Annotated in this window: 29 protein-coding genes and 2 tRNA genes; 15 read left to right on the forward strand and 16 right to left on the reverse strand. The window is 59.2% G+C overall.

Annotation, left to right across the window (positions count from 1 at the left end):
- Positions 1-3 precede the first annotated feature (3 nt).
- Positions 4-1,320, forward strand: coding sequence for an amidase (locus tag NO878_RS07150; RefSeq protein WP_256405271.1), 1,317 nt, complete (start codon positions 4-6; stop codon positions 1,318-1,320).
- 4 nt (positions 1,321-1,324) lie between these two features.
- On the opposite strand, the gene NO878_RS07155 is transcribed toward NO878_RS07150, so the two are convergent.
- The gene (locus tag NO878_RS07155; RefSeq protein ID WP_256405272.1) at positions 1,325-1,849 is read right to left on the reverse strand and encodes a hypothetical protein; all 525 of its coding nucleotides are present in this window, start codon (positions 1,847-1,849) and stop codon (positions 1,325-1,327) included.
- A gap of 147 nt (positions 1,850-1,996) precedes the next feature.
- On the opposite strand from NO878_RS07155, the gene NO878_RS07160 reads away from it, so the two are divergent.
- Positions 1,997-2,080: transfer RNA gene (locus NO878_RS07160), tRNA-Leu, on the forward strand.
- Between the two features lie 459 nt (positions 2,081-2,539).
- Here NO878_RS07160 and NO878_RS07165 read toward each other — a convergent pair.
- Together NO878_RS07165 and NO878_RS07170 are read right to left on the reverse strand one after the other, a co-directional pair.
- Complete coding sequence (locus tag NO878_RS07165; protein WP_256405273.1) at positions 2,540-2,950, reverse strand: hypothetical protein; 411 nt, start codon at positions 2,948-2,950, stop codon at positions 2,540-2,542.
- A 427-nt stretch (positions 2,951-3,377) separates the two neighbouring features.
- Positions 3,378-4,421, reverse strand: coding sequence for a DUF7504 family protein (locus NO878_RS07170; RefSeq protein WP_256405274.1), 1,044 nt, complete (start codon positions 4,419-4,421; stop codon positions 3,378-3,380).
- Positions 4,422-4,593: 172 nt separating this feature from the next.
- Here NO878_RS07170 and dph2 point away from each other — a divergent pair, with 172 nt between their 5' ends.
- Positions 4,594-5,628, forward strand: a complete 1,035-nt coding sequence (dph2, locus tag NO878_RS07175; RefSeq protein WP_256405275.1) for a diphthamide biosynthesis enzyme Dph2 — start codon at positions 4,594-4,596, stop codon at positions 5,626-5,628.
- Positions 5,629-5,897: 269 nt separating this feature from the next.
- Here the strand turns inward: dph2 and NO878_RS07180 are convergent, their stop codons facing one another.
- Both NO878_RS07180 and priS read right to left on the reverse strand, forming a co-directional pair.
- Positions 5,898-6,791, reverse strand: coding sequence for a DNA replication complex subunit Gins51 (locus NO878_RS07180; protein ID WP_256405276.1), 894 nt, complete (start codon positions 6,789-6,791; stop codon positions 5,898-5,900).
- Positions 6,788-7,945, reverse strand: coding sequence for a DNA primase small subunit PriS (gene priS, locus NO878_RS07185; RefSeq protein WP_256405277.1), 1,158 nt, complete (start codon positions 7,943-7,945; stop codon positions 6,788-6,790). The genes NO878_RS07180 and priS overlap by 4 nt, the downstream gene beginning before the upstream one ends.
- A gap of 95 nt (positions 7,946-8,040) precedes the next feature.
- On the opposite strand from priS, the gene NO878_RS07190 reads away from it, so the two are divergent.
- Positions 8,041-9,063: a mechanosensitive ion channel family protein gene (locus NO878_RS07190; RefSeq protein WP_256405278.1), complete on the forward strand. Its 1,023-nt coding sequence runs from the start codon at positions 8,041-8,043 to the stop codon at positions 9,061-9,063.
- Here the strand turns inward: NO878_RS07190 and NO878_RS07195 are convergent, their stop codons facing one another.
- The 4 genes from NO878_RS07195 to NO878_RS07210 all read right to left on the reverse strand — a co-directional run bounded on the left by NO878_RS07195 (position 9,064) and on the right by NO878_RS07210 (position 10,837).
- Positions 9,064-9,465, reverse strand: a complete 402-nt coding sequence (locus NO878_RS07195) for a universal stress protein (RefSeq protein ID WP_256405279.1) — start codon at positions 9,463-9,465, stop codon at positions 9,064-9,066.
- Positions 9,466-9,554: 89 nt separating this feature from the next.
- Positions 9,555-9,755 carry a dodecin gene (locus NO878_RS07200; protein ID WP_256405280.1) on the reverse strand — a complete coding sequence of 67 codons (201 nt, stop codon included), beginning with the start codon at positions 9,753-9,755 and terminating at the stop codon, positions 9,555-9,557.
- 68 nt (positions 9,756-9,823) lie between these two features.
- Positions 9,824-10,006 carry a hypothetical protein gene (locus NO878_RS07205; protein WP_256405281.1) on the reverse strand — a complete coding sequence of 61 codons (183 nt, stop codon included), beginning with the start codon at positions 10,004-10,006 and terminating at the stop codon, positions 9,824-9,826.
- Positions 10,007-10,048: 42 nt separating this feature from the next.
- Positions 10,049-10,837, reverse strand: coding sequence for a helix-turn-helix transcriptional regulator (locus NO878_RS07210; RefSeq protein ID WP_256405282.1), 789 nt, complete (start codon positions 10,835-10,837; stop codon positions 10,049-10,051).
- A gap of 247 nt (positions 10,838-11,084) precedes the next feature.
- Here NO878_RS07210 and NO878_RS07215 point away from each other — a divergent pair, with 247 nt between their 5' ends.
- Positions 11,085-11,609 (forward strand): DUF7344 domain-containing protein, encoded by a 525-nt coding sequence (locus NO878_RS07215; RefSeq protein ID WP_256405283.1) that lies wholly within the window; start codon positions 11,085-11,087, stop codon positions 11,607-11,609.
- Here the strand turns inward: NO878_RS07215 and NO878_RS07220 are convergent.
- Genes NO878_RS07220 through NO878_RS07230 form a run of 3 tightly spaced genes read right to left on the reverse strand, consistent with a single transcriptional unit; the run spans position 11,606 to position 13,472 of the window.
- A complete protein-coding gene (locus NO878_RS07220; protein ID WP_256405284.1) occupies positions 11,606-12,265 on the reverse strand; it encodes a DUF2238 domain-containing protein in 660 nt (219 codons plus the stop codon). The two genes, NO878_RS07215 and NO878_RS07220, sit on opposite strands and share 4 nt — an antisense overlap.
- On the reverse strand, positions 12,265-12,936 hold the full coding sequence (locus tag NO878_RS07225; RefSeq protein ID WP_256405285.1) for a hypothetical protein: 672 nt from the start codon (positions 12,934-12,936) through the stop codon (positions 12,265-12,267). The genes NO878_RS07220 and NO878_RS07225 overlap by 1 nt, the downstream gene beginning before the upstream one ends.
- 59 nt (positions 12,937-12,995) lie before the next feature.
- A complete protein-coding gene (locus NO878_RS07230) occupies positions 12,996-13,472 on the reverse strand; it encodes a YbaK/EbsC family protein (protein WP_256405286.1) in 477 nt (158 codons plus the stop codon).
- A 183-nt stretch (positions 13,473-13,655) separates the two neighbouring features.
- On the opposite strand from NO878_RS07230, the gene NO878_RS07235 reads away from it, so the two are divergent.
- From NO878_RS07235 to NO878_RS07245, 3 genes are all read left to right on the forward strand, one after another.
- A complete protein-coding gene (locus tag NO878_RS07235; protein ID WP_256405287.1) occupies positions 13,656-14,186 on the forward strand; it encodes an Lrp/AsnC family transcriptional regulator in 531 nt (176 codons plus the stop codon).
- A 70-nt stretch (positions 14,187-14,256) separates the two neighbouring features.
- Positions 14,257-14,529: a hypothetical protein gene (locus NO878_RS07240; protein WP_256405288.1), complete on the forward strand. Its 273-nt coding sequence runs from the start codon at positions 14,257-14,259 to the stop codon at positions 14,527-14,529.
- Between the two features lie 48 nt (positions 14,530-14,577).
- A complete protein-coding gene (locus NO878_RS07245) occupies positions 14,578-14,766 on the forward strand; it encodes a DUF1508 domain-containing protein (protein WP_256405289.1) in 189 nt (62 codons plus the stop codon).
- A 5-nt stretch (positions 14,767-14,771) separates the two neighbouring features.
- Here the strand turns inward: NO878_RS07245 and NO878_RS07250 are convergent, their stop codons facing one another.
- Positions 14,772-15,503 carry an SDR family oxidoreductase gene (locus NO878_RS07250; RefSeq protein WP_256405290.1) on the reverse strand — a complete coding sequence of 244 codons (732 nt, stop codon included), beginning with the start codon at positions 15,501-15,503 and terminating at the stop codon, positions 14,772-14,774.
- A gap of 217 nt (positions 15,504-15,720) precedes the next feature.
- Here NO878_RS07250 and NO878_RS07255 point away from each other — a divergent pair.
- Positions 15,721-15,795 (forward strand) — tRNA-Glu (locus NO878_RS07255).
- 328 nt (positions 15,796-16,123) lie between these two features.
- Here the strand turns inward: NO878_RS07255 and NO878_RS17260 are convergent.
- Positions 16,124-16,393, reverse strand: a complete 270-nt coding sequence (locus tag NO878_RS17260) for a MarR family transcriptional regulator (RefSeq protein WP_379824108.1) — start codon at positions 16,391-16,393, stop codon at positions 16,124-16,126.
- Positions 16,394-16,553: 160 nt separating this feature from the next.
- Here NO878_RS17260 and NO878_RS17265 point away from each other — a divergent pair, with 160 nt between their 5' ends.
- The 5 genes from NO878_RS17265 to NO878_RS17270 all read left to right on the forward strand — a co-directional run bounded on the left by NO878_RS17265 (position 16,554) and on the right by NO878_RS17270 (position 21,656).
- Entirely contained in the window at positions 16,554-16,955 is a 402-nt protein-coding gene (locus NO878_RS17265) for a DUF7344 domain-containing protein (protein ID WP_424020084.1), read from the forward strand.
- 39 nt (positions 16,956-16,994) lie between these two features.
- Positions 16,995-18,116 carry a CRISPR-associated protein Cas4 gene (locus NO878_RS07260; RefSeq protein WP_256405291.1) on the forward strand — a complete coding sequence of 374 codons (1,122 nt, stop codon included), beginning with the start codon at positions 16,995-16,997 and terminating at the stop codon, positions 18,114-18,116.
- Positions 18,117-18,176: 60 nt separating this feature from the next.
- The gene (locus NO878_RS07265) at positions 18,177-18,983 is read left to right on the forward strand and encodes a transcription initiation factor IIB family protein (RefSeq protein ID WP_256405292.1); all 807 of its coding nucleotides are present in this window, start codon (positions 18,177-18,179) and stop codon (positions 18,981-18,983) included.
- Positions 18,980-19,930 (forward strand): recombinase family protein, encoded by a 951-nt coding sequence (locus NO878_RS07270; RefSeq protein ID WP_256405293.1) that lies wholly within the window; start codon positions 18,980-18,982, stop codon positions 19,928-19,930. Before NO878_RS07265 ends, NO878_RS07270 begins: the two co-directional genes overlap by 4 nt.
- Before the next feature lie 574 nt (positions 19,931-20,504).
- Positions 20,505-21,656, forward strand: coding sequence for a DUF5797 family protein (locus NO878_RS17270; protein WP_256405294.1), 1,152 nt, complete (start codon positions 20,505-20,507; stop codon positions 21,654-21,656).
- Positions 21,657-22,104: 448 nt separating this feature from the next.
- Here NO878_RS17270 and NO878_RS07280 read toward each other — a convergent pair whose 3' ends face one another.
- Together NO878_RS07280 and NO878_RS07285 are read right to left on the reverse strand one after the other, a co-directional pair.
- Positions 22,105-23,778 (reverse strand): recombinase family protein, encoded by a 1,674-nt coding sequence (locus tag NO878_RS07280; protein ID WP_256405295.1) that lies wholly within the window; start codon positions 23,776-23,778, stop codon positions 22,105-22,107.
- Positions 23,779-23,781: 3 nt separating this feature from the next.
- Complete coding sequence (locus NO878_RS07285; protein ID WP_256405296.1) at positions 23,782-24,951, reverse strand: tyrosine-type recombinase/integrase; 1,170 nt, start codon at positions 24,949-24,951, stop codon at positions 23,782-23,784.
- A gap of 577 nt (positions 24,952-25,528) precedes the next feature.
- Between NO878_RS07285 and NO878_RS07290 the strand changes: the two genes are divergently transcribed.
- Positions 25,529-26,596 (forward strand): hypothetical protein, encoded by a 1,068-nt coding sequence (locus tag NO878_RS07290; protein ID WP_256405297.1) that lies wholly within the window; start codon positions 25,529-25,531, stop codon positions 26,594-26,596.
- The last annotated feature ends 5 nt before the right edge of the window (positions 26,597-26,601 follow it).

A 26,601-nucleotide genomic window follows, 5' to 3' on the forward strand; every position in this document is an offset into this window, starting at 1 on the left:
CCGATGGCAACCGACCCGCAGGCAGTGGATCCTCTCGCCGTCACGCTCCGCGCGGGCGAGCGTACGCCAACCGGCGTGATCGAGAACTGTATCGACCGCATCGACGCCGTCGAGGGCGACGTGCAGGCGCTGGTTCCCGAATCCGGACGGGAACCCCGGCTGCGCCGGGAGGCCGCGGCGCTCGCGGCACGACACGGCGAGTCGGCCACCAGACCGCCGCTGTTCGGCGTTCCCGTCGGCGTCAAGGACATCTTCCACGTCGACGGCTACCAGACCCGCGCTGGATCGTCAGTCCCGGCGGCAGCGATCACCGACGCCGAGGCGACTGCCGTGCGGCGACTCCGCGACGCCGGCGCGCTCCACCTCGGCAAGACCCACACGACCGAGTTCGCCTACTTCGAGCCGGGGCCGACCCGAAATCCGCGTGACCTCGGGCACACGCCCGGCGGGTCGTCCAGTGGCTCGGCCGCCGCCGTCGCCGCTGGGATGTGCCCGCTCGCGCTCGGCACCCAGACCGTCGGCTCGGTGATCCGACCGGCCGCATTCTGCGGGATCGTCGGCTTCAAACCCAGCCACGGCCGGATCCCGCTCGACGGCGTGGTGCCGTTCTCGCCAACCGTCGATCACGTCGGGACCTTCACCGCCGACGTGGCCGGCGCGGCCCGTGCCGCCTCGGTCCTGTGTGACGGCTGGGCGCCGGCGACCCCCGACGAGCAGCCGATTCTCGGGGTCGTCGAGGGGCCGTATTTCGAGCAGGCGACGCCGGCCGGTCGGGCCGGCCTCGATGCTGGCGCTGACGCCCTCGCCGACGCTGGCTACGAGGTTCGCCGGGTGTCGGTGTTCGACGACATCGAAGCGATAAACGACCGTCACGACGCACTGACCGCCGCCGAACTGGCACTCACCCACGCGGAGCGGTTCGCCGACCACGGCGAGCGGTTCGCCGACACGACGGCCGACCTGATCGAAACGGGACGGACGGTGGGCGTCGACGAACTGGTCGACGCTCGCGCGGCCACCCGCGAGGTCCGCGCCCAGGTCGGAGAGCGACTCCACGAGGCCGGCGTCGACCTCCTCCTCTCGCCGGCCGCCCCGGGTCCCGCACCGGCGGGCATCGACGACACCGGTGATCCGATCATGAACCTCCCGTGGACACACGCCGGCGTTCCCGCGTTGACCGTCCCCTGTGGTCGGGTCGACGGGCTTCCGCTCGGCCTTCAGGTGGTCGCGCCGTTCGGCGCCGACGAGTCGCTCGTAGCCTGGGGCGAGGGGGTCGCTGCCGCCGTCGCCGACGTGGGATCGGTCGCCGGCAGGGCCTGAGCGGCTACGCCATCTGGGTGTCGTTGCCCGACCCCGAGGCCGGCGTCCCGGTGCCAGCCTGTGCCCGGGCCTCCTCGAACACCGAGGCGGGGAAGAGACCGTTCACACCGTCGAAGCCGAGCGTATCCAGCAGGGCCGCCGGCTCACCGGTGACGAGAAGGACGCCGAACTCGGTGATCGTCTCGTCGACCGAGACGGACATGTTCGCCGAGCGGTTGCGGAAGCGGTCCACCGCCGCACCCGTCAGTTCGGCGCGCCGGGTCTGAAACTCCTGTTGGGCCTCTCGCCGGCCGAGTTCCCCCGACTCGACCCGAGAGCTGATCTCCGACTGGAGTTCCTGCAGCGACTCCTCGTCGGGCTGGACTCCGAGCGTGACCGTCGACATCTCGGCCTCGGTGCCGCCGTCACCGCCGGCGCCGGCCTCGCCATCGCCGTCCTGGTTCGAGAGCGCACTACAGCCGGCTATCGAAAGCGCCGTGCCCGTCCCGGCGAGTTGCAGGAACCGGCGTCGGTCGGTGTCGTCGAACATAACGGAATCTCTTCGGCTACGAGCGGCATAAGCCCTCGCTTCCCGCCACGGGGGCGTTTCGAGGCGGTGACGATGGTCCGGCGACCGGGGCCGCCGACCGGAAATCGGTGGGTTGAACCGCACCCCCCGTCTACCGGTCGGGTGCGTGCGAGGGTAGCCAAGCCTGGAAACGGCGGCGGACTCAAGATCCGCTCCTGTAGAGGTCCAAGGGTTCAAATCCCTTCCCTCGCATCGAAGGGCTCGCGCCCGACGCGGTGAGACTCACCGCGGAAGATGCGGAAGGCGCTCTGGGAGCGCTCTTCCCTCGCAAAACCCCATTTGACCGGCACTCAATGAGTGGCAACACCGACCGTATAGGTCGATAGAATACACCGATCTCGGCACGATTATTGGCGTACTGGCAGAGAATTTTAATTCCGATACGGTATTGATACCTTCTCAATAGAGCGAAATATAGTCAGAATACCGATAAGTGGCTGGTTAAAAAGATCGCTCGTGGTTGCGCGTCCAATACAATAAGATCAGCACTGCCACTGTGACGTTTGCGAGCAAGATGAGAATAGTCGGGGTGAGAAAGGCAAGGGCGGCGAGTGAAACAACTCTTACTTTTTTGTCCTTGTTGAAACCCTCAATTAGTGATAGGTTTTCGTAGCCATGCTGAATACACAGCGCATATCGGTCACCGACGAGCTACTCGAATTGTTCGTATGAGGGAAGTATTCGTATCTGACCGTCCTCGGTAATTCGGAATCTGAGTTCTTGTAACTCAGCGCTGAGTTCGAACTCGGCCGTCCCTGTGGTTTCGTCATCTAGCATCATCATCGCGAGTAAGTTCGGCGGATAGTCGGTAAGCGCGAGCGTTTCGTCGTACGTTTCGCTCTCACCGATATCCAACTGTAACGTCTCGCTCGCATATGAAGTGTATCCTCCGCTCCCCTCTGGTGGGGATATAACCGCGATCGAGATTGCATGCTTCGTGTTATGGCTGTTTTCGACGACTACGGGGACATACTCCGCTGAACCCATGAAACTACAGCCGGCGAGTGAGGAGACAACGCCGATGCTACCGAACTGGAGGAGAGTTCGACGCTGAATATCCATACGCGAGATATTGGATCATCGTCATAAATTGATTTCGAACAACCTGACAGACTATCGGAGGCACCCATTATTCCGAATCCGGACACAGAAGATCGTGAACCGAATGCGTTCAGCGTGCTAATCACAACCTCTGTATTCAGCATGCCAATTCTATCAACTACTGAGGGTTTCAACAGGGCAGATTTTTTATCCCTAACCCCTTAATAAAAGGGGTAATTTACTTTTACCATAATATTGATATCAATTAGGCAAAAGAAAAGGCGCTACTGTGTGTCGTTTTTGCGGTTGAATCTGGTTCGTCTTGCCAAACTTTTATAACATTCAACACACACCGTGAGCGGCCGCGCTGGGCGTTCCGGAACAACCGATCCGCCGACGCTCCACCGGGGCGGTTGCCCGCGAGCGAAGGCGAGCACCGACGCCCCGCTCAACCCAGTTCGAGCGTCTCCATGTACCGGAGAAACGACTCCAGCGCGGGATTGCCGTGGTACTGGATCGCCGCCGACTCGGCATCGAGTTCGAGGATTCCGAGGTCCGCCAGTTTGGGGAGGTGGGCGTGGACGAGCGAGACGCGGACCGATTCGGGGGAGTCCGGCGACTCACGCGCCGGGATGGCGCGTTCGCGAGTCACCACCGCGTCTACGAGTTCGTCGATAGGGACGGTCCCGACACCCAGGTCCTTCAGGTGATAGAGCAGCGTGCGGCGCCGGGGGACGGAGATGAGGTCCAGGGTCTGATCGAAGGAGTACGGCATCGGAATCGTCTCGGGGCAACTGGGGTCGGTGCCCGCCGTCCCGCCCGGCGGCGCCGTCGACCGGCGAAAGGAGGGGCGCTCGGCGTCGTCCGGCGCTTGGGTCACCGTCCACCCATCCTCGGGGACGTGTTCGATCACCGCGTCGTACAGCGGGCGAACCGTCGCCACGACGCCGTCGTCGTGAGCGGTCGGATCGAGGTGGTGGTGTGCGGTGGCGCCGGTGGCGTCACAGAGGTCGTTGAGCGCCGATATCAGGGAGACGACGGCGTCGCGGTCGAAGCTGTCGAGGAGGGTGGTCAGGGAGTGCAGACAGATCCGCGTCTGCTCGGGTGTCGACTCCCACGCGCCCAGATGTCGGGCGAGGGCCATCCCGATGTCCACCGGTTCGGCGTTCGAGCGGAGGACATCGACCGCGAAGGTCGACGACAGGTCGTCCTCGGGGTCGGTCGCCGACTCCGTCTCCCCGTGGTCCGCACTCGCGTCGACGATGATCGCCCGTGCCGGCGACTGCTCGGACGTCTGGCGATTCCAGACGGTCATCCGCTCGGCGGGCGGCTGCGTGAGGGTCACGCTGAGGACGTTTCCCCCCGACACGTCGTCGGCGGTCATGAGGTCGACGCAGGCGCCCTCGTCGAAATCACTCCCGGACGGAGCCAAGAGGAGAACTGACGACGGCTCCCCGAGAGCGACGTCGGCTGGCGTAGGTGACCCCCCCATACGTGGCCCGATACGGCACGGCATCGTAAAAGCGTATCACCCGTCCTGCTGGCCGAGCAACGGCCACAGGCGTCACCGCTCCCGTCGCCGCCGAGAGACGCGGGCGACTCGGGCGTGGCCTCGGACGGCCCCAATCGCGGACGTTAAACGGCCTCGCCGGCAACGACGGGTAATGAGTCAGGACGCGTCTACCGAGGGCGACCTCCGGAACACGGGGCTGTCGCTCAAGCACGACCGGGAGTGGGATTACGAACTCGACCGGATCGTCGAAGCGGTCGAGGAACGGGACGCCACCAAGGTCGGTCTGCAGTTCCCCGAGGGGCTGAAACGCCGGGGGCCGGCGGTCGCCGACGACCTCCGAGCACTCACCGACGACGACGTCACCTACATGCTCTCGGGCCAGCCCTGTTACGGCGCCTGTGACCTCGACACCTACCTCATGCGCCGGACGGACGTGTTCGTCCACTTCGGGCACTCGCCGATGAAGGAGTCGGACAAGATCATCTACGTCCCCCTGTTCTCGAACGTCGACCCCTTCCCGATGATGGAAGACGCCCGCGAGGAACTCCCCGAGGAGGACGTCGGTCTCGTCACGACGGCTCAGCATATGAACCGCTTCGAGGAGATGCGCGAGTGGCTGGAGGCGGAGGGCTACACCGTCCACACCCGCAAGGGCGACGACCGCCTCACCCACGAGGGGCAGGTGCTCGGCTGCAACTACGCCTCGGCCGATATCGACGCCGACCAGGTGCTCTACGTCGGCGGCGGGAAGTTCCACCCCCTCGGGCTGGCGATGGAGCATCCGGACAAGAAGGTGGTCATCGCCGACCCCGTCAACAACGTCGTCACGGTCGCGGACACGGAGAAGTTCATGAAACAGCGCTACGGCGCCGTCCACCGCGCGATGGACGCCGAGAAGTGGGGCGTCATCTTCTGTACCAAGATCGGGCAGGGCCGCTGGGACATGGCCGAGAAAATCGTGAACGACAACGACAACGCCTATCTGATCACGATGGACGAGGTGACACCCGACCGCCTACGGAACTTCGACATGGACGCCTTCGTCAACACCGGCTGTCCCCGAATTACGACCGACGACGGCCCACAGTTCCACAAGCCCATGCTCACGCCCGGCGAGTACCGCATCGCCGTCGGCGACGAACCCCTCGATTCCCTCTCGTTCGACACCTTCCACGGAACGTGGTGAGCGGGCCTCGCGGACGAAATCGACCACCGTCGCGCTGAGCCGTCACCGCGACGGGGGCAACGCCACCGGCGAAGCTCCCACCGGACGAGCGTGCCGACCCTGAGATCACGACCGAGGAGCGCCGGGGCTGGCGGCGGCGGCGTCGCGGTCGCTCGGAGGCAGAGCTTGACAACTGAGACACGAGAAGGGGTGACAGCGTACACATCGCGCTCCCGGCGGAGTGACCGACGGCGCGAGCGACACCGAGGCCAGCCCTCGGGAGGCGACGACTACTCCAGTCGTTCGGCGGCGTCTCGCTCCAAGAGTGGCTCGGCGTTCGGGGTCGGCAGCGTCACCACGTCCTCGCTGGCGAGGTCGTACTCCCGTTCGTCGACCCCGAATATCGCACCCACGTCGCTGGTGATCCGCAGGGTCGTCCGCTCGGTCCCCGTCTCGCCGCCATCGGGTGCCGGCGAGTCGTCGCGGGCGGGCGCGTCGGGATCGGGGGCCGGCCCCGGCGGCGAGGACGTCGGATCGGCGTCGGTCGACCCGGCGTCCCCGCCGTTGGCGGTCGCTGGCGACGAGTCGTCTCCGCCCATCGCCTCCGCGAGGATGTCGTCCGGATCAGGGGGCGCTCCGTCGTCGCCGGAGCGGATCGGGTCGGGAGATGTCGGTGACCGGTCTGCGGCGTCGGCCGGCGCGTCGCCGGCGTCCCCCGACGGCCTGTCGTCGGAGGCCGTGGGTGGAGTCGACTCCTCCGTGGCGTCCGGGTCTGCATCCTCGGCGTCCGCGGGCGACTCGCCGGATAGCGTGTCGAGAACGGTGTCGCGGTTGGCCTCGATGCGGGCGACCAGATCGTCGAAGAGGTCGCGTTCCTCGGTTGTGAGTCCCTCGTCTTCGGTCGCCATGCCGGCGGCGGCGAAGGTCGCGCGCTTGACGATCTTGCCGATTCGGCGCTCGTAGATGCTCTCGACGACTTCCTCGGCGGTTTCGATCTCGTCGGTGAGACGGCTGACCTCCGGCGAAGAGAAGGGGTCGTCCGCGGCCGCCGCGATCTGTTCGCGTTCGGCCTTGCGCTCGGCGATGTAGTCCGCCACGTCCCGATAGAACGAGTCCCGGAGGTGCTGGAGGCTGTCTTTCTGCCGTTCGGTGCGCTGGACCGTGCGCAGTTCCTCGACGTTCATTCTTTCACCTTCCGGGCCCGGCCGCGTGTCATCAGGAACACGGCGACACACTCCGGTACCGTTTGCTCTCCGGCGTCCACTGTAAACGTGTCGCCGTCGAGTTCGACCGTCCCCGGATCGGTCACCGCGACCCGCACCGACCGCCGGGTGAACCGCTCGGGGACGGCATCGACCAGCGGGTCGAAGTCGTCGATCTCGTCACGGTCGAGGCGCCGGACCACGAGGCCGCTGCCGCCGTGGAGCGTTCCCGGCAAGCGGATCAAGCGGCGGGTGTCGGTCGTCACGGGTTCGTCGATGGGGGCCGTCTCGGCGGCGACTGTCTCCGCAGCGAGTGCCTCGACCAGCCGTCTGGCCCCCGGGCCACCAGCCTCGACGTTGCCCCGTTCGACCGCGCGCTCGTTGTCGACGAAGGCGTCGAGGAGCGTCTCGGCCCGGCCCTCGCCGATGCCGTCGAACGCCGTGAGTCGCTCCGTCGCCTCGTCCGCCGGGAGATCCCGCACGTCCGTGACGAACGACCGGAGGCGGTGGTGGGTGCGTCGCCCCCAGCCGCCACCGGTGCGGAGCTCCCGCCGTGTCGCCCCGCCCACGGCCCGCGTTCGCACCAGTCCCTCGACGTCGAGGTCGACGGCGCGGACGTAATCGACCACCTCGCGTCGCGCCGCCGAGTCGAGGTCGGCGACGCCGTCGTCCCGGACGTGGACGTGGTAGCCACGCCCCCCCGAGAACACGACGGTTACGTCCTCGAATCCGAAGTCGGTCTCCAACAGGTCGAGCAGCCGGCAGAGTGCGTCCTTACACGCCGCGAGCATCTCGGCGTACGTCACCGCCTCGGGGTCGACCCCCGGGAGGTGATCGGCGTCGAGGTCGAACACGAGGTCTGCACCTTGCCACCCCTTGTCGTCCATCGACCCCGCGCCGGGGTCGTCGTAGCGCGCGGCCGAGAAGTAGACGTGTCGCGGGGCCTCCCGCTGGAGGAAGTCGGCGACATCACCGAGGTCGTAGATCGACTGGTGGCGGACCATCGTGGTCGATCCGCTCGTCCAGGGGATATGTCCCCACTCCCGCCGCTCCGGGGCGGGCGGGAGCGCCGGATCGGCGCTCCGGTAGTAGTCGCCGAACCGGCCAGAGAGGTAGTTGCGCGTTCGTCGATCCATGCCGATATGGGTTGGATCGGCGACGGTATAGAGACTTGTGATCGAGCCGCCCCCACCGTGGAAACGCTTTTTTTCGGTGACGGTGAGGGACGAACATGAACCTCGGGGCGGTCGCGCTGGCGGGGGCAGCACCACCGGTCGGCTCCGTGGAGTGGCTGCGGTGGCTCTGGTCGTTCGCCACCGTGCGAGCCGTCGTCGCCGGCCTGGTCGTCGCCGCGGGGGTCGTCCTCTCGAAGTTCCTCGTGCGCCTGCTCGGCCGTCCGGTAGCCCGACGCTTCCAGCGACAGAGCGTCGCCCAGACGGTGCTCGGGCTGTTGCGCGTCTCGACGGTGCTGACCGCGGTCCTGATCGCGGCGAGCATGGTCGGTCTCGGCATCGGCGACATCGTCCTCTCGGTGACCGTCTTCTCGGCGGTCCTCGGTATCGTCCTCGCGCCAATCGTCGGCAGCGTCGTCAGCGGCCTGTTCGTGTTGGCGGACAACCCCTACGAGATCGGCGATATGATCGAACTCGAGGACGGCCGCCGTGGGTTCGTCGACGACATCACGATCCGGTATACGAAGATCCTCACGCTCGATAACACGTTTCTCGTGGTGCCGAACGCCCAGATGCGCGAGCGAGACGTGACCAACTTCTCCGCCGAGGACGAGCGAACGCGGCTCTCGATTTCGCTTCTCGTCACCTACGAGGGAGACCTTGACGCCGCTCGCCGCATCATGGAGCGGGCCGCTCGCAACTGCGAGGACGTCATCGAGGGTGGGCCGGACATCCGCGTCGGGAGCGCCCGCTATCCGGCGAAGCCGACCTGTCTGATCGGGGCCTACGCCGACGACGGCGTCCGTCTCGTCCTCCGGTTCTGGGTGCGGACCCCGTACAAGATTCCGCGGATCGAATCCAACGTCCGCGAGCGCATCCGAGAGAACCTCGCCGACGTCGACGTCGAGATTGCCTACCCTCACCAGCACCTACTGTTCGACGAGACGAGCGGCCAGGCGCGCGTGGCCGTCGAGGACGGGTCCCAGCCACCGCCGGCGACCGACCGCGGCGCCGACGCCGTGACGACCCGATACGAGGAAGCGGACGTCGTTGCCGACGCGGACGGGTCGACACCGGAGTGACTACCCGCCGACGGTAACCACGTCGCAGTCGAGTTGCTCGCGCAGGAACTGGTCGATGTCGGGTTCGTCGAGAAAGCGGGCGACGGTGCGGCGCAACCGGCCGACCTGCTTCGAGCCGATGACCACCACGTCGGCGCCCTCGGCGGCCACCTCGTCGAGGATCGTTTCCTCGACAAGAAAGCCCCGGCGCACCACGTAGCGGGACCGCGGGACGCGGCCGAACTCCGCCTCCACGGTGCGTTTCAGGTCCGTCCGCGTTACCTCGCCGCTCTCCTGGTAGAGGTCGACGTGCATCACCGTGAGGTCGGCATCGCGGTCCTCGGCGATCCGGATGGCCTCCGCGAGCGTCGCGCGGGAGTGGCTACTGAGCGGATACCGGACCGGGACGACCACCAGCGTCATGACGCCAACAAACTCACCGCGCGGTTTTAACCTGTGCGATCCGGCCACTCAGGTGGCCGTCGACCCGGGGACGGAGCGGGCGACGACCCTTACCCTTCGAGTTCGAACGCCACTTCGACTTCGGCTTGGTATTCGCGGTCTTCGACGCCCGCCATCTCGACCCCGAGTTGCTCGACTTCCAGCCACTTGACACGGTCGAGCGTCACCGTCGCGCGGTCGATGGCGTCGTCGACGGCGTCGTCGAAACTGTCCGGACTCCGGCCGATCAGCGTGATTTTCTTGAAAACCATGGGTCAGGCACTCCGGGAAGACGTTCGCTCAGCGACACCTTAAATCCACGTCCCGACCGGGGTACCACTCACTCGGCGGTCCGTAGCCAGGTTGAGCGGTGCAGCACGCCGCCGACGGCGACGGCGGCGACGACGGCGAGCGCCGCCGCGAGGAGGCCGGTGGGATCGGGTGCGAGAAGCGGGCCGAGGGTCACGCCGGCGAGGAGGCCGACGACGCTACACAGAGCGGTGCGGAGGGAACGGTGGACCATCGCGCGGCGATTGTCGGGGACGACGCAAGTCGCTTGTGCCGCCTACGACGGCTCCGCCGTGACCGGCGACGACCGCTCGTGAGCCTCGCGGAGCGTGCGCTCGGCCCAAGCCACCGCCGCGGGACGGTCCGTGCCGAGCAGGACGCGAACGCGGTCGGTCGTCCGGTCGTGGATCGACAGTCGGACGCTCGACGCACCGTCCGTCTCGAACAAGAACAGCCCCGAGTGAAGCGAGTCGGGGTACGCCCGGACTGTGACGTGTGTCAGGTCGAGTACCTGTTGGAGGTCGGTGCCGTGATACGAGCGCATGACTTCGACGGAGTCCGGGCAGAGGGCCACCTCGATTGCGAGCGAGCCGTTGAACATCCGCTCGCGCACCTCGGCGGCAAAGACCGGCCTGATCGTCCCACGGACGAGCCGACATCGGTCGGCCGTCAGAAACGCTTCGACCAAGCGCTCTCCGGGGGCGTGCGCGTCGTCGTCGGCCGTCACGACCGTCGTTTCGCCGAAAAATGAGGGCGGCGGGCGGAACACGTCGTCGAGGGCGTCCAGATACGGCGCCAGCGTCAGCAATTCGTCGACACCCGCGGTGGCGTCCCGGTAGAGCGTCGAGACGAGGTCGCCGGCGGCGGTCGACCGCACCCGGCCATCCGCGTCGGCGACGAGACCGAGTGCCGAGAGTTCGGTCACCGCACGGTCAACCGTCGACCGCGAGACCGACAGCGCCGACACCAGCGTCCGCTTCTCCCGCGGCCCGTCTTGGAGTTCGTCGAGCAGGGCGGCGCGCCGAGCTACGAGCTCCCACACCGCCGCGGGTGAGTCCCCTGACATGAATCGGTTCGGCTATCCGCTCCACCGGGATAACGCTTGGTTCTGTCGGCGCCTGTCGCTCACAGTGTGAGTCACACCCCCATCGTCTTTCACGTGATGCGTACCGAAGCGGTGCTACCGCGCCGGTCTGCGGGGTCGCGGCGTGGGTGCAGGGGGTAACACTATGACGGCGGGGTGTGGGTGTACTATCATGAATCGAGGGGAGTGGGGAGCGGCGGTCGCCGGAGCGGCGCGGATGGGGTGAGCGATGTCGCCACAACTCCATTCGACCGACCCCGACCGCCTCTCCCGGGATGCGCTGTTCTCGATGCTCCGCAACGAACGGCGCCGCGAGGTCATCATCTACCTGCGTGACCGCGAGGAGCCGGTCGACCTGCGTGAACTGAGCGAGCACATCGCGGCCATCGAGAACGACTGTTCGCCCGACGAAGTTACCTACAAGCAACGCAAGCGAGTCCAGACCGCTCTCTATCAGATGCACCTCCCTAAGCTCGCCGACCGGGATATCGTCGCCTACGACCGGCGAGCGGGACGGGTCGAACTCGCTGACGGCGCCGACGACTGTCTCGCGTATCTGGACGCCGTCAGCGAACCGAATCCGGTCTCCTGGTGGCGCCGATATCTCGTCGTCGCTGCCGCCGTTGCGGTCCCGGTCGGGTTGGCCGCCGTCGGTGTGACGCCTTTCGCCGCGGTGCCCGGATTGGGGTACGCGGTCGTCGCGTCGGCGGCCTTCGTCACCGTGTCGGTCGCACAGGCCCTCGACGAGCGCTAAGCGTCCGTTCTCCCGAACCGCGCGGAGAGCACGCCCACCAGATCCGTGAGGTGGGCCGTCCCCCACACCGCGACGACGACGCCGCCGAGCGTATCGAACAGCAGGTCGAGCATCGTATCCCCGAGACCGTACTGCGTGAGGACACTCTGTGTCCCCGAAAGTGAGGCGACGCTCGCGACGCTGAACTCGATGACCTCCCAGAACACGCCGAAGGCGAGGACGAAAAGCAGGATGAACACGAACATGAACCGGTCGGGCAGCGAGACGCCGTCGGAGTGGAGTTCGATGGCGCGGGCGGTTGCGTATCCCGCCGCGGCGACGATGGAGGACGATAGCGTGTGGGTGAGGTGGTCCCACCACCAGACGCTCCGATAGAGGTTGACCGACGCCCCCGGGAGGCCGGCAGTGCCCAAGGCGTGCAGGAACACGGCGAGGGTGATCCAGAGGGTCAACGCGGTGTCCATCGGGATCCCGTAGTCGCGTTCGAGGATCGCGGGCAACTGGGTCACGCCGAAGCCGATGGCCGCGTTGACAACGATGCCGGCGTTGCCTTCGTAGACGCCGACGCCGACGAACCCGACGAGGGTCAACTGCATGGCTCGGGAGAGCCGTCGTTGGTGGCGCTCGCTCAGGCCCAAGCGTTCCCGCAGGCGCATCAGTCCCGCACCTCCTCACCCGTCGCGTGTTCGGTTGGATAGCGGGGCGTGACGTCGGCGAACCGTCGAAAGTAGTATTCGAAGACGACGCCGGCGACGGCGCCGGCGACCGTCGCGGCCACGAAGTCCCACATGAGCGCCGTTTCGACGACGTGCTCCGGTCGCCCGTCGAGAAGGATGGCCGTTCCGAGCAGCGTATCCGAGAGCCAGCGCGCCTCGGCCCACAGGCCCGCGGTGGCGACGGTGGCGACGACGACGAACAGCACCGCGAAGGAGTGAGTCATCCGCACCGGCGTGAACACGTCGAGTTCGACCGCGATGATGAGCGCGGCGGCCGCGACGGCTACGTACGTCGTGATCCGTCCGGTGAGCGTCACGCCGCCGACGGTTTGTCCGATGACGAGGAGGCGACCCAGCGCCGGGACGGACGCGAGTGCCAACACCTCCCACGGAACCATCGCGTCGACGCGGCGGAGGCCGACCGCCGGCGCGACGGCGAGGGCTACGAGCGCGACGGTGAAGCCCGCCCAGAGCGGGCGGCCACTAGCCACCGCGACGGCACCAGAGACGAGAAGGACGCCGACGAACGCCCACCCGAGAGCGGCGTTGAGTCGACGGCGTTCGAACAGTTCGAGGAGCCCCGGCGCGCGGCCGGGGTTGGGAGTCGGCATCAATACACGTTCGAACGCGCCCAGTCAAAGCGCTTGGGATGGCCAAGCTCCCAACTCGCTCACTCGTAGACGTCGACAAACCGCGGATCGGTGGCGTCGACGAGCGTCGCCGTCGGCAGCGGAAACACCGTCTCCGGCGTCCCGGCCGCGGCCCAGAGGGTGTCGTACGCCTCGAAGGCGGGGTCGGCCAGCGTCGGCAGATCGGCATCGTGACAGAACGGGGGGACACCGCCGATGCTCCACCCGGTCGTCTCCTTGACCGTCGCGGCGTCGGCGGTGTGGACCCGGTCCGGGTCGGCGTCGAACGCCGCGGCCAGCGCCTGTTCGTCGACGCGGTTGGCCCCGCTGGTCAGGACGAGAACGGGCTGGTCGCCGACCTGCATGACGATGCTTTTGACGATCTGGCCGACGCGACAGTCGACGGCCTCCGCGGCTGCCGCTGCGGTCTTCGTCCCGTCCGGGAACTCGTGTACGTCGACGTCGACTCCGTGGCGCTCGTGTGCCCGCTCGACGAAGGATTCGACGGTGGGATGCATACCGGCCGGTCGCAGTCCCCTCTGTTAGGCGTGACGGTCGCCACGGGCGGAGCAGCCACCGACCACTCCCGACGACGAGAGACCGAGCAATGATCCGGCAATATTTCGGACGTTATTCGAATCTGCTCCCGATATCGGTGAAAATTCGATAAAATATTAGTGTGTGCAGTGTCAGGAACGATCATGCCGGAGATGGACTCGGACGACTGGGTGGGGCCCGACGAGCTTGACGAGACCGACCTCCGACTGTTGGAGTGTGTCGACGAAGACTTCGACGTGAGCCTGAAGGAACTGTCCGACAAACTCGGTCTCTCGAATTCGGCGATTCACTACCGGTTGAACAAGCTCAAGGACGCGGGCGTTATCGACGGCGTCACAGCCGACATCGATCCGACATCGCTCGGTCTCAGCATGATCGCGATCACCGAGGTGTCCGTAGTCCACGAACCCGGATACTCCGAACACGTCGGCACGGATCTGGCCGACATCGACGGCGTCGAACAACTGTACTACACGATGGGCGACGTCGATTTCGTCGCTATCTCCCGAGTGCAGGACCGTTCGCAGATGAACCGGCTGATCGAGCAGATGGTCAGCGTCGAGGGTGTCGACGAAACCTCCTCCCGGTTTGTCATGGACGAACTCAAGACCGCCCCCCGAACGGTGGCCACCCTCTCCGACGAGATGCGCGGGACACTCGTGGGCGAGGAGTGACTTGGCGCGGACTCCGGCGGGCACGGGTCGAGGCGAAGATACAAGCCACCGCCGCCACCACGCCTAGGTGATGTCGAAGGATGTGTCCGGGAATCTCCCGACCGAGACGGCGGACGAACAGACGTGGCTCGATCTCGTCGACGAGGTACTCGACACCGCCATCGACCGCGAGGAGGATCTGGAGTGCTCCTTCGAGGACGTGACCGTCGACGTACCGCTTCGGATGGACTCCGAGTCGGAGTTCGCCCGCTGGCAACTCGACGGAACCGTCCGCGTCCACGTCGACGGGAGACGGGGGCCGCTGTCGGACTGGCTCCGCTGGTGGTCCAGACAGCTCTCGTAGGGCGACGGCAGGACAAGGCGTTTCACCGTGGCGTTCCTCCCCGTCCGCATGACCGGCCCGACCTTTCGGATCGTCGAGACCGACGCAGGCGCGTTTCGCTGGACCCTCCACGACGACGGCACCGTCCTCGCGACGAGTGGTGACGCCTATCCGACGCGACAGGTCGCGGCCCGCCGGATACAGCGACTCAAGTGCGTCGTCCCCGAGGCTGGCGTCGCAACGGCCGAGAGTCCGTGATCACGCTACCAGCCGTCGAACTTGTCTCGACGGAAGACGTCGATTTCGTGAACCGTCGAGTGATCCTGCGCGGCGGCGAACCCGATGGCGTCGGCAATCTCCTTGGGTTCGGTTACCTCGCCGGGTTCGAACCGCTCGGCAAAGCTCTCGCCATCGTCGCCGCCGAACTCCGTCCGGACCTCGGTGGGGTTGACGACGGTGACGCCGACGCCGTCCGGTCCGGCCTGTCCCTCGACCCCGTGGGCGAACCCGCGAACCCACCACTTCGTCGCGGCGTACACCGGGTTACCAGGGCGGGGGTACTGTCCGGCGAAACTACCAACGAAGATCAGGTTGCCGTCCGAGGCCGCCAAGTGCGGCAGGGCCGCCCGCGTCGCGAAGAAGACGCCGTCGACGTTCGTGTCCATCATCGCCCGGTAATCCTCGGTTGAGAGGTCTGCCACCTCGCCACCCCGGCCCAGTCCCGCGTTGTTCACGAGGACGTCCAGCCCGCCGAAGGCGTCGACGACCGCCTCGATCAGGTGCTCGACGGCCGCCTCGTCGCGGACGTCCGTCGGGACGACCAGCGTCTCCGCGCCGTACTCCCGTTCGAGATCGTCGGCGATGGCACTCAGTCGGTCCTCGCTCCGCGCGGCGAGGGCGACCCGCGCACCGCGGCTGGCGAACTCGTGGGCTGTCGCCTCCCCGATGCCGGAACTTGCGCCGGTCACGACCGTCGCGCTGTCTTCGAGACTCATAGTCGTCCGACCCCTCGTCGCGGAGACCCTTTACTCTCCGCCTCGCGGCGATCCGACCGACGGGTCCCACATCGGAGCCGTGGTGTCGGCCCCGATTCGAGCCGGGTCGAACCGGCCGCCCTCGCCGCCGTCGATGGAAAGAACAGAGTTTATAACCGACCGGTCCCTCGCTCACAATGTAGACGACGTGACGGCGACGACGACCGGTAGGCGGTGCGCTCCGATGGTGTAGTCCGGCCAATCATATTGCCCTCTCACGGCAATGACCAGGGTTCGAATCCCTGTCGGAGCATACTTATCCTTCCGCTGTCTGGTGATTTCGGCCGATGAGGACCTTAGTCTTTCACCAAATGCTCAGGGCAATCCGATTGCGATGAAATTACTATTCCACTGCCGTCCTGCGTTTTCGGTTCTTGGCTCACCATCATGGTTCGGATGAATCTCTCGAAAAACTCCTAAGAGAATCGTTTGATATTTGCGCTGTTTTCCGGAACGATTGGATTGTCTTGACCGCGCGATCGATCTCCTCGGCTACTGTTCAGTCAGGGTGAGTCCAATTACAGCACTAGCTACTGGCAGTGGCTGTTAGTTTCTGTCTCCGCAGGTCAGTCGTGTTTTTACTATGATGGAGAGTCTCCTTGTTGTATTTCATCTGCATCTGCTTCTCCCGTGAGAAATTTCTCACCAAGCGTCGTCAAGCGATAGTTCGATGCGTCTACCCGCTGTAGAAGGCTGGCATCGGCTAGCTTTCGACACCGTCGAGAGATGTATTCTCCAGTATAGTCGATATTAGCTGCGATTACTGAGGGAGAAGCAATAATCTCCTTCTCAAAGAGGAACTCCAAAATACGCTCATCGGCTTGAGTCATCCAGTCGATACGAGGACGCATTTGCTAATCAATAGGAAAAATCAGGCCTAAGAGCCGATGCGAACGTGTCTGTAGACACAATATCAGATACTATCAGACCTAGATTTTTGTGTTTGAGTGCTCTATAGTATCACACAGATTCCAAGATTCGATTGAATCAACATACGGATTGAGATCAATCATGAACGGATCACCCCAACCCAATGAGTTTCTGTCCGTACTTTACCATGCTTTGCGAGCGACACGAAGACGATGTATCATCCGACATTTGCGGGAGAACCGCAACAAAGAGGTCACAACTCGAGAGCTTGCCCGAGAAGTAGCTAGTTTTGAACAGGATATGTCTCGATCGAAGGTCTCTGGAGAACCCTACCGGAATGCCTACAATGCCCTTTCTCAAACGCATTTACCTACTCTTTCGGAGGCCGGGATAATCATCTATGACTCCAATCGACAGACGGTGTCGACCGGAGAAAACTTCGACCTATCCGTGATTCTGGTTGAAAATAATGCAACCACAGTCGAGCTGTTTCTGGCGCTGACCAGTGGATACCAGCCAGACCATGCTAACGGACCACAATAGCCGATTGAGCAAATAGATGGCTACCGTTGGTGAGGCAAAATGGCTTCGGAACACCGGTCGGTTCCCATCGGCGAGCAAGCTAACAAAAGCCAGTTGGAAAGAGCTCTGTCTTCGGAGACATTCCGTGATTGGTATCAGGAGCGGCAATATCGGGAGAACATCGAAAATGGGACGCCATATTTTAATGAATCAGATCACGTTCCGGATCCGGAGAGACACAGTCCAAGCAAACTCCTCCGATGTCACCGTCGGCTGTTCTACCAGGACTACAACGCACCTGAGGAACAACCTGACCCAGACGGAATCTTCTGGGTCGGGTCAAAGTTTGAGGAAGAAATCATCTTTCCGTTTCTGAGAGATGCAGTCACCGGCCAGAACACATACGTTCAGAATTCGATCTGGATTGACTATACTATCGAAACATCTGCTGACGATCTCCAGCTCAAGGGCGAAACTGACCCTGTTATCGTTGATGCAGACGGCAGCCCAATTCTCCCAACAGAAATCAAAACGAAGCGCTCGGTCAAGGATCTCTCATCTCCCAATCGTGCACACCGCGCACAACTACACGCGTACCTAGTCGGGCTTTCCGAAAAATTCGATATTGATCTCACGACGGGGGTCATTCTGTACGGAAGTAGAAGGTCACTGGACATCACGACATTCCATGTTGAGTTTGATGCTGACTTTTGGCGAGATATCGTGCTTGAGTGGGCTGTCGATCATACCGAGTATCGAATCAACCAGAGATTGCCGCCTGCCGATCCAATGACGGGATGGGAGTGTGACTTCTGTTCCTACTGTGAACGGTGTGGCGAAGGCAACAGGCACTTCTCGGAAAAAGGGCCTGCCGGTCTGTTGACGAGATTTACCGCATATCCTCGCGAGAAGCTTATCGAATATCTTGAGGCCTATTCGAATGCGAAGCTCACGCCTTCACTCGCCTTTGAGTACGAAGAGTTAGCAAACAAGTATGGCGTTTATGACTGGGAGTGTCCCCAGTGCTTTGGAACGTACGCGTGGGATGCTCTCGGGTGGGATGGAGATGTCACACAGCCACCACGGTGTCCTCGCTGTGCCGAGGACGGATCCGTTAGCTTGCTCCATGGGCCAAACCCGGATGATCAGATCAATAGAGGTGACAAAAATGAAACAAAATGATTGGTGGTATCTCGCCGATCGCTGGAAAAGATGGCTGTTGCATCTGATGTGGGGTCGAACATGAGTAAGAATCCCACTCAAACGACAGCCTCGACCGGCGAGTCAGATGGAAATCAATCCGTTGACGAGTGTCCTGCTTGCGGGGGATCTGAATTAGACACGCCCTCCGGAATTCCGGCTCCGATTTGTACTACCTGTGGGTTTGCTGTTGGCACTTCCGCTGATCCGCAAATCCCTCTCAATGACTCGAATGAGGAAGGTGGCACAACCTCAAACTCGTGGACTACCTATTATTCTGTGACGAACAGTACGGAACAGCAGATTGCAACCGCACTTGAGGAAGTAGAAGCGGTACGCGATGAACTTTCTCTGTCGACTGAGATTCGTTCTCGAACTGCGGATGTGTATGCGTCCGCCGCGATAGAGAATCTAACCGATGGACGGCGTACCCGACTGACGGTCGCAGCTGCCGTCTGTATTGGGTCCAGAGAAGTTGGATATCCGCGTCCAACTGAACGCGTCGCTCGCGCTGCCAATCTCGAAGCTAAAAATGTGAAACGTGCTCTTCGGTGTTTTCAGGAAGAACTCGATCGAGGATTCACCGAGACCCCTCCAGCATCCTACGTTCCCTTTCTCTGTTCAGATACTGAACTCGGATCTGAAATCGAAACTGAAGCGGTTGAATTGGTGCAGGAGTTGCCAGACGCTGAGCAAAGAGGAGTTCATCCAGTAGGGATTGCAGGCGCTGCGATTTACCTTGCCGCTGATGGTGATGTGACCCAACGGACTATTGCGGAAATAGCGGGGGTTACGAAGGAAACGATTCGTGTACGGCTAGCGGATTTTCGGAGTGAGGTAGTCGAATGAGCGAACAATCACCCAACGGGATGGCTTTCGGGATGCAGAGTACCGCGCCGCTTCAGACTGCAGAAGGATTAACTGCCGCGATATACGCCCGAACATCGTCACCTGGACAGCAGCATGGTTATTCGCTCAATGAACAGGTGCGGCAGTGTTGGCAGCGATGCGACGAATTAGGGTGGACCGTTTCTCATGTCTACCGAGATGAGGCCGTGAGTGGGAAAGATACCGACCGCGAGATGTTCCAGAAGCTACTCTCAGCGGCCGAACAGGACTGCTTCGACGTAGTATTGGTATGGAAGTTGGATCGATTTTCGAGATCGTTGATGCATGCCGTGAAATTGGAACAACGCCTTCGCGACTGGGAGGTTGGCCTCCATAGTGTGACCGAGCAAATTGACACGACTACCCCGACTGGGAGGTTTAATTTTCGGAGTATTTCGTCTGCGTCAGAGTTGGAACGGGATTTAATAAAACAGCGCTCACAGATGGGATTGCGAGCGTTAGCTTTGGAACACAAATGGCCGAATGACAACCCTCCAGTTGGATATACAAAACAAGATGACGGAACCTTGGAAATTGTGGAGCCAGAGGCAGAGTTTGTCCGAGAGATTTTCACGCGTTACATAGAGGTCCAGTCCATGCCAAATCTGGCCGAAGAGTTGAATGCTCAAAATCGTCTTGAGTATCGGAAATCGAAGTGGACCCCGTATGCCGTCGGCGAGATCTTAAAGAATCAATTATACATCGGAGAATATTCCGTTGCCGGGATACACGAATATGTGGAAGAATATCAAATACTCCCGGAGTCGCTTTTCGAGAAGGTAACTGCGGTTCGTACTCGGTTTCAGTCGGGCAAAGAGTCGAAACGTCAACCGATGTCGAAGGACCGAAAAAACCGATATATAAAGAAGATCACCACTCAATATTCAGAATATTTGGAAGACTCGTGAATAGCGGAACTACCCGGAACTAATCACTCATTGTTGAGTACGACGGATGACATTCTGCCCGAGCGGAGCAGAAAATAACAGCATGAATCATCGCTGTTTCGTTGCTGAGGTTTGCCGTATTTACTCATCCTCATACACACATTAAATATATCTGAATAATATGACATTTATAAGTATGTGGATATAAAAACACTCAGAAAGAAGCATCACTGTGTCTTCTGATAGAGATTCAAGCGAATGCCCAGAGTGTGGAATTGGGTCTTCGTCTCCACTTGATTCGTATCAAGACCTGACTTTCTCGGAACTGACGGAGAGAGACGTTCAACAAGGCGAGTATTTTTTCTGTTTACTCTGCCAAGTCGCGTGGGATGCTCAAGAGCGAGTACCCTATGACGTTCCGAAGAGGAGCTGTGGCCCCAATGGCTTCCTAACAGAGGTGACTTCGGGCAAGGCAGTCTCGAACACGAAAACGAGTCATTACCGGCTGCTTGGCTATAATGATGGGAATTTAATACTACGTGATGTCGGTGATATGGCCTTCGCGAACGAACCGTGGCCGTCGTCCCGAGAGGATATGGAGAATCAGCTCGGAGACGTCATGGAAGTCACACACTCTGGATATCCGCAATCGATCCAGACTATCCTCAACGCACTGAGAGTCGGCTACTGCGTTCATGGTACGATTGGTGATACAGATAATGGAGACACGTTAGAATTCGATGCCGAAGAGCCATGCGAGATCGTGGAAGCAGTGCCTGTCGATTACGCTCTCGAAACGGAATTTGTTCCCGAAGTGGCTGACAAGGTGTGGAAGACGGAGTTCACCGAGTCACAGTCGGAAGGCGAAATTCCACAGGCTCGAGTGTCGGTCCAGGGGGAAAACGGGCCTGCTGCTGACGTCTACGTGTTCCCAAAGGAACTCCAAGTTGCGGATGGATTATCACTACTCGAAGCGATGGGGCAGGGAGTCACGCATCATCTCGAAGAATTCACTGCCAACTTTACTGGAGCGTTCGAGGGTGGAGTGATCGATGTGCTGTTTATCGCTCCCGCAGACCGGCCCTACTTTGCTGTCTACTCCCTTGGAAGAGATCACATAGATCTGTCGCACGAACTACGCACGGAACTGAATTTACCCGTGGTACACCATGGTCAGAAAGCAGATCCTGCCCTGGTGTACGACATTCGGTACAATCCCCACTACGTGAGGAGAGAAACTAGTAACTCTGAAGATGTGTTGGTTGCTGTCGGCGACGAAGAGACGATCATCGATATCGAAGCCGGAACTGTTGAGGGAGATGCCTTTGAGATCTCTCCGGACTCGCATGAACTCGTCGTGACTGGGTCCGAGAATGGCAAAAAGATCGAAATCGCCCGCTTACGAGCACCAACAGCTCGACTTGGAATGGCAGCGGAGGACAGAGTACGAGACCCTGGCCAGATGAACTCAAGTGGTGGAACCGTGGGAAAGACCGATGATCAACGAAAAAAACCGGAGATGGAACTACCGGAATGCCTCTCAAGAAGAGACGTGTCGCGGCTCGCCGATATCGCCGAATTACAACCCACATCAAATAGTGAACTAGCTGATCGGTGGGGGCTCGCCGGTGGTTCAGAGGTGTATCAGTATCTTTCGTCGGCTCTCGACGACCACTACTACAGAGATGCGGAAAAGTATATTCGCGTGACTGATCAAGGAAAGCGTATACTACAAAAGTTCGAATAAACCGAATTTCGCCCTTGACCGTTAGTCGTTCACTTCAGGCAGAGATCTTCGTGATCGTGCCGAGACTGACCGACGATGTAGGCTTGAATTCCTGGGTGAGCACATATCGTTTCGGCACGGTCTGCTGAGGCAAGGCTATCTTGACAGTACATCTATCAGATCAATCGGCCCACACCAGTTTGTTTGAAGATCACTGGATGTAGTAGAAGATAGACTTCAAGAACTGGGAGGTGATACAAAGTGGTCTTGGTTCATTCGTTAACGCAACCAAGTGATTCGGGCAACCTCCCTGTCGCCCTCCGTGAAGATTTGCTCCGCCAAGTTGCACTCTACTGGTAGCTCACGACGGGTGGAGCAGAGCTATCTGGTCTATTCAACAATATCGGCGAGATGAGAATCTACTCGATAGGTGTTCGAGTACTACACTCGGAACGCAATCGACTGAATCTCAGTCTTTCGGTGGACATACCTTCAGTAGGACAATATCCGAACGGTCAGTATAGGCTTCTTCAAGGTCGTTCTGTATTGCCTCCCACTCGTTTTTGTACGGAACCTTTCGCTGGCAGTCAGCCTCTGCCCCCTCTTCTTTATATTTCGGACATATCCAGTAATGGGCGATTCTACCGTCCTCTAGTGGATGATTAGTATCTTCTCCGTTTCGTACCATTCCGCGATTACATTGTGGACAGACTGGCTTGATGGCATCTACTACGTCGATGGCTAACAACAGCATTCCATAGTCTGCAAGACCGTCTACTGTGATACTGTCCTCTGCATCTGTGCTGTATTTCTTCTCCTCTTGTTCAAGGAACTCATTCACCTCATCGAACAATTCCTGATCGACAATCTGAAGCGTGGGATCCTCAATAGCAGTCTGCTCTTCGTAGGGCTTACTTCGCGGGTAACGCACTTCCCCAGTTAGCAAGGGATTCGTCAATAGACGTTTGAGTCTCGAACTATCAAATTCTGTGAGAGTATAATCCGACCTATCGAACACTTCCTGAATCTTTTCGGCCTCGATCTCACCTAAAGTTATTTTGTCACCTGAGTCTCTCGATTGCTTGTCACCGACTAATTCGTTCTTGCCCGCACTTTTTAGCTTGGCAATCGTTTCCGTGCGCGTCTCAGTTTCAAGCAAATCGTTTATCGTTGCCGTAATGACTTCTGTTGCGTGCGGTGCGGGCTCGATCCACTCCTCATTATCCGATTGATATCCAACGGGGACGTTGTTGAACCATGTCTTCCACTTTCTATCGTCGCTAAAGCGCAGGCGGATAGAATTCCAGGCCGCTCGAATTCTGTTTTCAACTGATTTTCCTGCAATAATCGCATTCAGAACCAGATCAAGCTGCTCCTCAATCTTGTCTAACTCATAATGTCCGTGTTCGGCCGTGATGATGGGGACGTCATAATCGTAGTGAATCTTAGCTGCGATGTAGACCGTTTCAAGCGTATCGCGCCCAAGACGATCGATACGGTCTAGAACGACGGGTCGGGGCTCTCGTTCGAGCGCATTAATGAGGTTTTGAAAACCCTCACGCTCAAATGTATATCCTGATTGATTTTTGTCCACGAAGAAAACTGGATCACTGTAGCCCTCGTTTTTTGCAGCTCTACTAGCCTCTTGTTTTTGTGACTCGATGCTTGCTGATTCGTCTCCATCCGTCTGACTTTGACGAACGTACCCATAGACTCGATCTGCTATAGAAGATATCCACGAGTCTACATCGGTCAGATTGTCTTCTATTGTTGAGCCATCGGGATCTATATCTCCGAGCTTGGTCTGAGTGTCCGCAATCAGCGAGAGAAATAGGACTGATAAGAGAGCGGCAGCTGGTGATCCCCCGACAGCTTCCAGGATGTATGATCCAAGATACCCTGTGAGGGTGTATGATCTAAGACAGCCTACGGAGTATGATCCAACACACCCTACGCTGGCGTGCCAATTGATTCCGACAGCAGTACCGAGAGATACGACCAGCCATAGGGGCGTATAAGAAGATTGGCCAGATCTTATATCATAGGCTATGATATTGTCGCGGTACCGCTGTAATATCATACGTAAAATAAGAAGGCTGTACAGCACGGCGTTGATGAGCCGTGAGTCAGTCCGGTTCTGCACCTCTCAAACACCCCCCGAGATATCTTCGATTACCTCACGCTTTGCTTCCGGAGTCGGATGGGCGTACTTTCGAGCTGCCTCCAGAGTTTTGTGCCGGAGAATTTCTGCGACGAAGCCTAAATCCTGCGTTCTAGCGTAGACATACGTCCCAACGCTATGGCGAATCGAGTGCCAAGTAAATGATCTTCCTCCGGGGGCTACATCGGACTCGTCAATGAGGTTGCTTAGGAGCCTGTTGAGACTTTTTGACTGGTAGGGATTGCCCTTCCGGTTAAGCCAGACACGATTTGATTTATCGTAGTTTTGGTTGTTAGAACGTTGCTCAAACCAGCGCTTGAGCATTTCTACTGATTGACTTGAAATCTCATTTTCCCATTGCTCGTCGTTCTTCACCGCTACCTCTGGAGGGATGACGATGACACCGTTCTCTAGATCTATGAAATCGGATCTCAGATCGCGAATTAGCTGACAGCGTGGCCCGATGTCCGTCGCAACGCCAATTAACGAGGGAATTTTCCAACTGCGCTGGAGCTGCTCCCAATCCGCTACTGTGATCTCATTTTTCGGCTTTCCAAGATACTGTGCAAGGTGCGTTTTCCATCGATCTCGCTCTTCAGGCGAGAGATTACTGTACGACGGCGGTGTCTTATAATCTAATGCGGCATCCAGTAGTGAGTCCAATTCGGCAGACCTGAAGTAATCAGCTACGAATCCTGACCCGGTATCCTCAAATTCAACGGGCGGGGACCAATTTCGGTTTTGGAATCTGAAGTAAATCCGCAGTGCATCGTTGAAATGCCTCTTCGTTATCTCTTTGTAGGGTTCTCCGCCACGAGTCTGGATGGTGTCTTCGTTGAGATTTTCTATGAATTCATCCGCTACTGTTGGCGTGAGCTCCAAGATCTCGTGACCATTCCGCCATTCATACTCGAAGACTTGGAAGATACGACGGCTGATCGGTCTTATATTCGAATCAGCATATCCAATGCCTTTGTTCGGGTTTTTGCCTTTGGTCCGAATGAAATGCAGTAATTCTTCCCAGTGTTTTTGAAAGAGGATTCGCTTCTTGAGTTTGATCGCGGAAATTTTTGAATTGGAAATGAATTCCAGATCGACCTCCGTAGGAGTCGATGTTGGGGTGCCCGAGTCGTTTGATCCTAGCCTTTCTGGCATTCTTGGTTCACACAATGGAGGGAAGTAGATTGAGTGACTCTTGAGTGCGAATTCTAGCAAAAATATCCTCCAGAACGGTTTGAGGAAAAATTTAAATATAGCCTATATCTCAAGCCATCGACCAACTGTTCTCACGTCCACGTATCTACTATATCGGAAAATTCGAACTCTCAGAACTACCTAACCGAACTGTCTGCCTTGCTTCTACTCGGTTGCGTGTTTGATAAGGAGTACTGCAAAGTCTCACAGCACTGAGGAGTCTCTGAATACTCAATCCGATATTATACTTCTATGTGTATGACACATGGCGTTCAACCGTACAGAATCATATCTTGCCCATCCAATCTCATCTTTTCAATCCGCGCTATGTGCGCGTGATCAATACTGCGTAGAGACAGTATCAGGTTATTGGATGATCTGTGGTGGCATCAAGCTCGCAAATCCTGAAAGTGCGCACTTGCCTATTCGAAGACTTGGTGAATGAGACTTATCGAAGATGTTTGACCGTGATTTGGGCACACCGGATAAGTCAAGTAACAAAAGGATGAAAACTCACCACCTGAATACTTGATCTATCATGTCTGATTCGTCAGCCAACCTCCTTACTGAACGACAAAAGCGTATTGCCCGAAACTGGGATGACCATGACAAAAGTGAAAAAGAAGAGATCAAAGAGAAATTCAAGGGGGCGGTCGCTGATCTTCATCTCCTTTACCAACTCCCTCCTATAGAAGCACAGAAAGTGGTGGGGCAGGCAATCGAGACGTACTATCGGAGTCCGGATTTTGATACGGAATTGAATTTGGGGGCCTATGAAAAAAGACACAATGTCGGCGAAGCGATCGCTGCTCAGGAATTAATAGCTGAACTCATCTCTGTGTTATATAATGGGACAAACAACCGAATATTCGAGAGAGGTGTTAATGAGGGTGTTACACAAACTTTGGAGTGGTTGGCAGATGCCGGCGTTAGTGATGCTGGAAGAATATGCGAGAACATCCATTTATTATCTGACGGCAACGGAAAAACAGCATTCACCGAGCATCTGAATGAGGGTCACATTGAGTCCTCATCACTTACTATACAAGAAGAGCTACTAAGACGGATTTACCAGCGAGAGAATTTTTCTGCAGAACAACAAGAATCGGCAGTCGAGTTCGCATCCGATCAGGGTTGGTATGACTTAAAAATAGACCAACTCAGAGAAGAAAGGGAGGAAATAATTGAGTCGCTTCAAGATGCGGAGGAAAATGACCGCCCTCACAACAGCATTCAAACAGCACTTAAACAACTGGATGCGCTAATAAAGAGTAGAGAAAAAGCACGAGAGATAGCTCACTCGATAAATAACCCGAAAGTCTCCGTTTTTAGTAGAGAACAGTTCACTCAGCACGAGCAACGGGAGTACATTGAGCTGCACCGTGATGCACTTGACGAGGAGGGTATTCTACCGGACGAAGAGGATCTCCCAAAATACCCGAATCTGGACACATCGAATACCCCTGATCCTACACAACTTGACCTTGGGAAGTGGGTTAATACTGAAAAAATAAGAGAAGAATATCAGCAAGACACAGATAAATACGAAAGTAAATCAGATATTAAAACAATTGATCAAGATACAACTGATGAGCTCGACAGCTAGTGCCT

It is taken from the genome of Haloplanus ruber (assembly GCF_024494725.1).
In the GTDB taxonomy this organism is placed as follows: domain Archaea; phylum Halobacteriota; class Halobacteria; order Halobacteriales; family Haloferacaceae; genus Haloplanus; species Haloplanus ruber.

Bases quoted from the DNA above. Each gene is read 5' to 3' on its own strand.
- NO878_RS07225 (WP_256405285.1), bottom strand. From the start codon at position 12,936: ATGCCGACTCCCAACCCCGGCCGCGCGCCGGGGCTCCTCGAACTGTTC.
- NO878_RS07150 (WP_256405271.1), top strand. From the start codon at position 4: ATGGCAACCGACCCGCAGGCAGTGGATCCTCTCGCCGTCACGCTCCGC.
- NO878_RS07195 (WP_256405279.1), bottom strand. From the start codon at position 9,465: ATGACGCTGGTGGTCGTCCCGGTCCGGTATCCGCTCAGTAGCCACTCC.
- NO878_RS07270 (WP_256405293.1), top strand. From the start codon at position 18,980: ATGAGCGAACAATCACCCAACGGGATGGCTTTCGGGATGCAGAGTACC.
- NO878_RS07190 (WP_256405278.1), top strand. From the start codon at position 8,041: ATGAACCTCGGGGCGGTCGCGCTGGCGGGGGCAGCACCACCGGTCGGC.
- NO878_RS07210 (WP_256405282.1), bottom strand. From the start codon at position 10,837: ATGTCAGGGGACTCACCCGCGGCGGTGTGGGAGCTCGTAGCTCGGCGC.
- NO878_RS07220 (WP_256405284.1), bottom strand. From the start codon at position 12,265: ATGCGCCTGCGGGAACGCTTGGGCCTGAGCGAGCGCCACCAACGACGG.
- NO878_RS07155 (WP_256405272.1), bottom strand. From the start codon at position 1,849: ATGTTCGACGACACCGACCGACGCCGGTTCCTGCAACTCGCCGGGACG.
- NO878_RS07285 (WP_256405296.1), bottom strand. From the start codon at position 24,951: ATGCCAGAAAGGCTAGGATCAAACGACTCGGGCACCCCAACATCGACT.
- NO878_RS07180 (WP_256405276.1), bottom strand. From the start codon at position 6,791: ATGAACGTCGAGGAACTGCGCACGGTCCAGCGCACCGAACGGCAGAAA.
- NO878_RS07290 (WP_256405297.1), top strand. From the start codon at position 25,529: ATGTCTGATTCGTCAGCCAACCTCCTTACTGAACGACAAAAGCGTATT.
- NO878_RS17265 (WP_424020084.1), top strand. From the start codon at position 16,554: ATGAACGGATCACCCCAACCCAATGAGTTTCTGTCCGTACTTTACCAT.
- NO878_RS07245 (WP_256405289.1), top strand. From the start codon at position 14,578: ATGACCGGCCCGACCTTTCGGATCGTCGAGACCGACGCAGGCGCGTTT.
- dph2 (WP_256405275.1), top strand. From the start codon at position 4,594: ATGAGTCAGGACGCGTCTACCGAGGGCGACCTCCGGAACACGGGGCTG.
- NO878_RS17260 (WP_379824108.1), bottom strand. From the start codon at position 16,393: ATGCGTCCTCGTATCGACTGGATGACTCAAGCCGATGAGCGTATTTTG.
- NO878_RS07250 (WP_256405290.1), bottom strand. From the start codon at position 15,503: ATGAGTCTCGAAGACAGCGCGACGGTCGTGACCGGCGCAAGTTCCGGC.
- priS (WP_256405277.1), bottom strand. From the start codon at position 7,945: ATGGATCGACGAACGCGCAACTACCTCTCTGGCCGGTTCGGCGACTAC.
- NO878_RS07200 (WP_256405280.1), bottom strand. From the start codon at position 9,755: ATGGTTTTCAAGAAAATCACGCTGATCGGCCGGAGTCCGGACAGTTTC.
- NO878_RS17270 (WP_256405294.1), top strand. From the start codon at position 20,505: ATGGAGAATCAGCTCGGAGACGTCATGGAAGTCACACACTCTGGATAT.
- NO878_RS07235 (WP_256405287.1), top strand. From the start codon at position 13,656: ATGCCGGAGATGGACTCGGACGACTGGGTGGGGCCCGACGAGCTTGAC.
- NO878_RS07170 (WP_256405274.1), bottom strand. From the start codon at position 4,421: ATGGGGGGGTCACCTACGCCAGCCGACGTCGCTCTCGGGGAGCCGTCG.
- NO878_RS07165 (WP_256405273.1), bottom strand. From the start codon at position 2,950: ATGGATATTCAGCGTCGAACTCTCCTCCAGTTCGGTAGCATCGGCGTT.
- NO878_RS07240 (WP_256405288.1), top strand. From the start codon at position 14,257: ATGTCGAAGGATGTGTCCGGGAATCTCCCGACCGAGACGGCGGACGAA.
- NO878_RS07260 (WP_256405291.1), top strand. From the start codon at position 16,995: ATGGCTTCGGAACACCGGTCGGTTCCCATCGGCGAGCAAGCTAACAAA.
- NO878_RS07215 (WP_256405283.1), top strand. From the start codon at position 11,085: ATGTCGCCACAACTCCATTCGACCGACCCCGACCGCCTCTCCCGGGAT.
- NO878_RS07205 (WP_256405281.1), bottom strand. From the start codon at position 10,006: ATGGTCCACCGTTCCCTCCGCACCGCTCTGTGTAGCGTCGTCGGCCTC.
- NO878_RS07265 (WP_256405292.1), top strand. From the start codon at position 18,177: ATGAGTAAGAATCCCACTCAAACGACAGCCTCGACCGGCGAGTCAGAT.
- NO878_RS07230 (WP_256405286.1), bottom strand. From the start codon at position 13,472: ATGCATCCCACCGTCGAATCCTTCGTCGAGCGGGCACACGAGCGCCAC.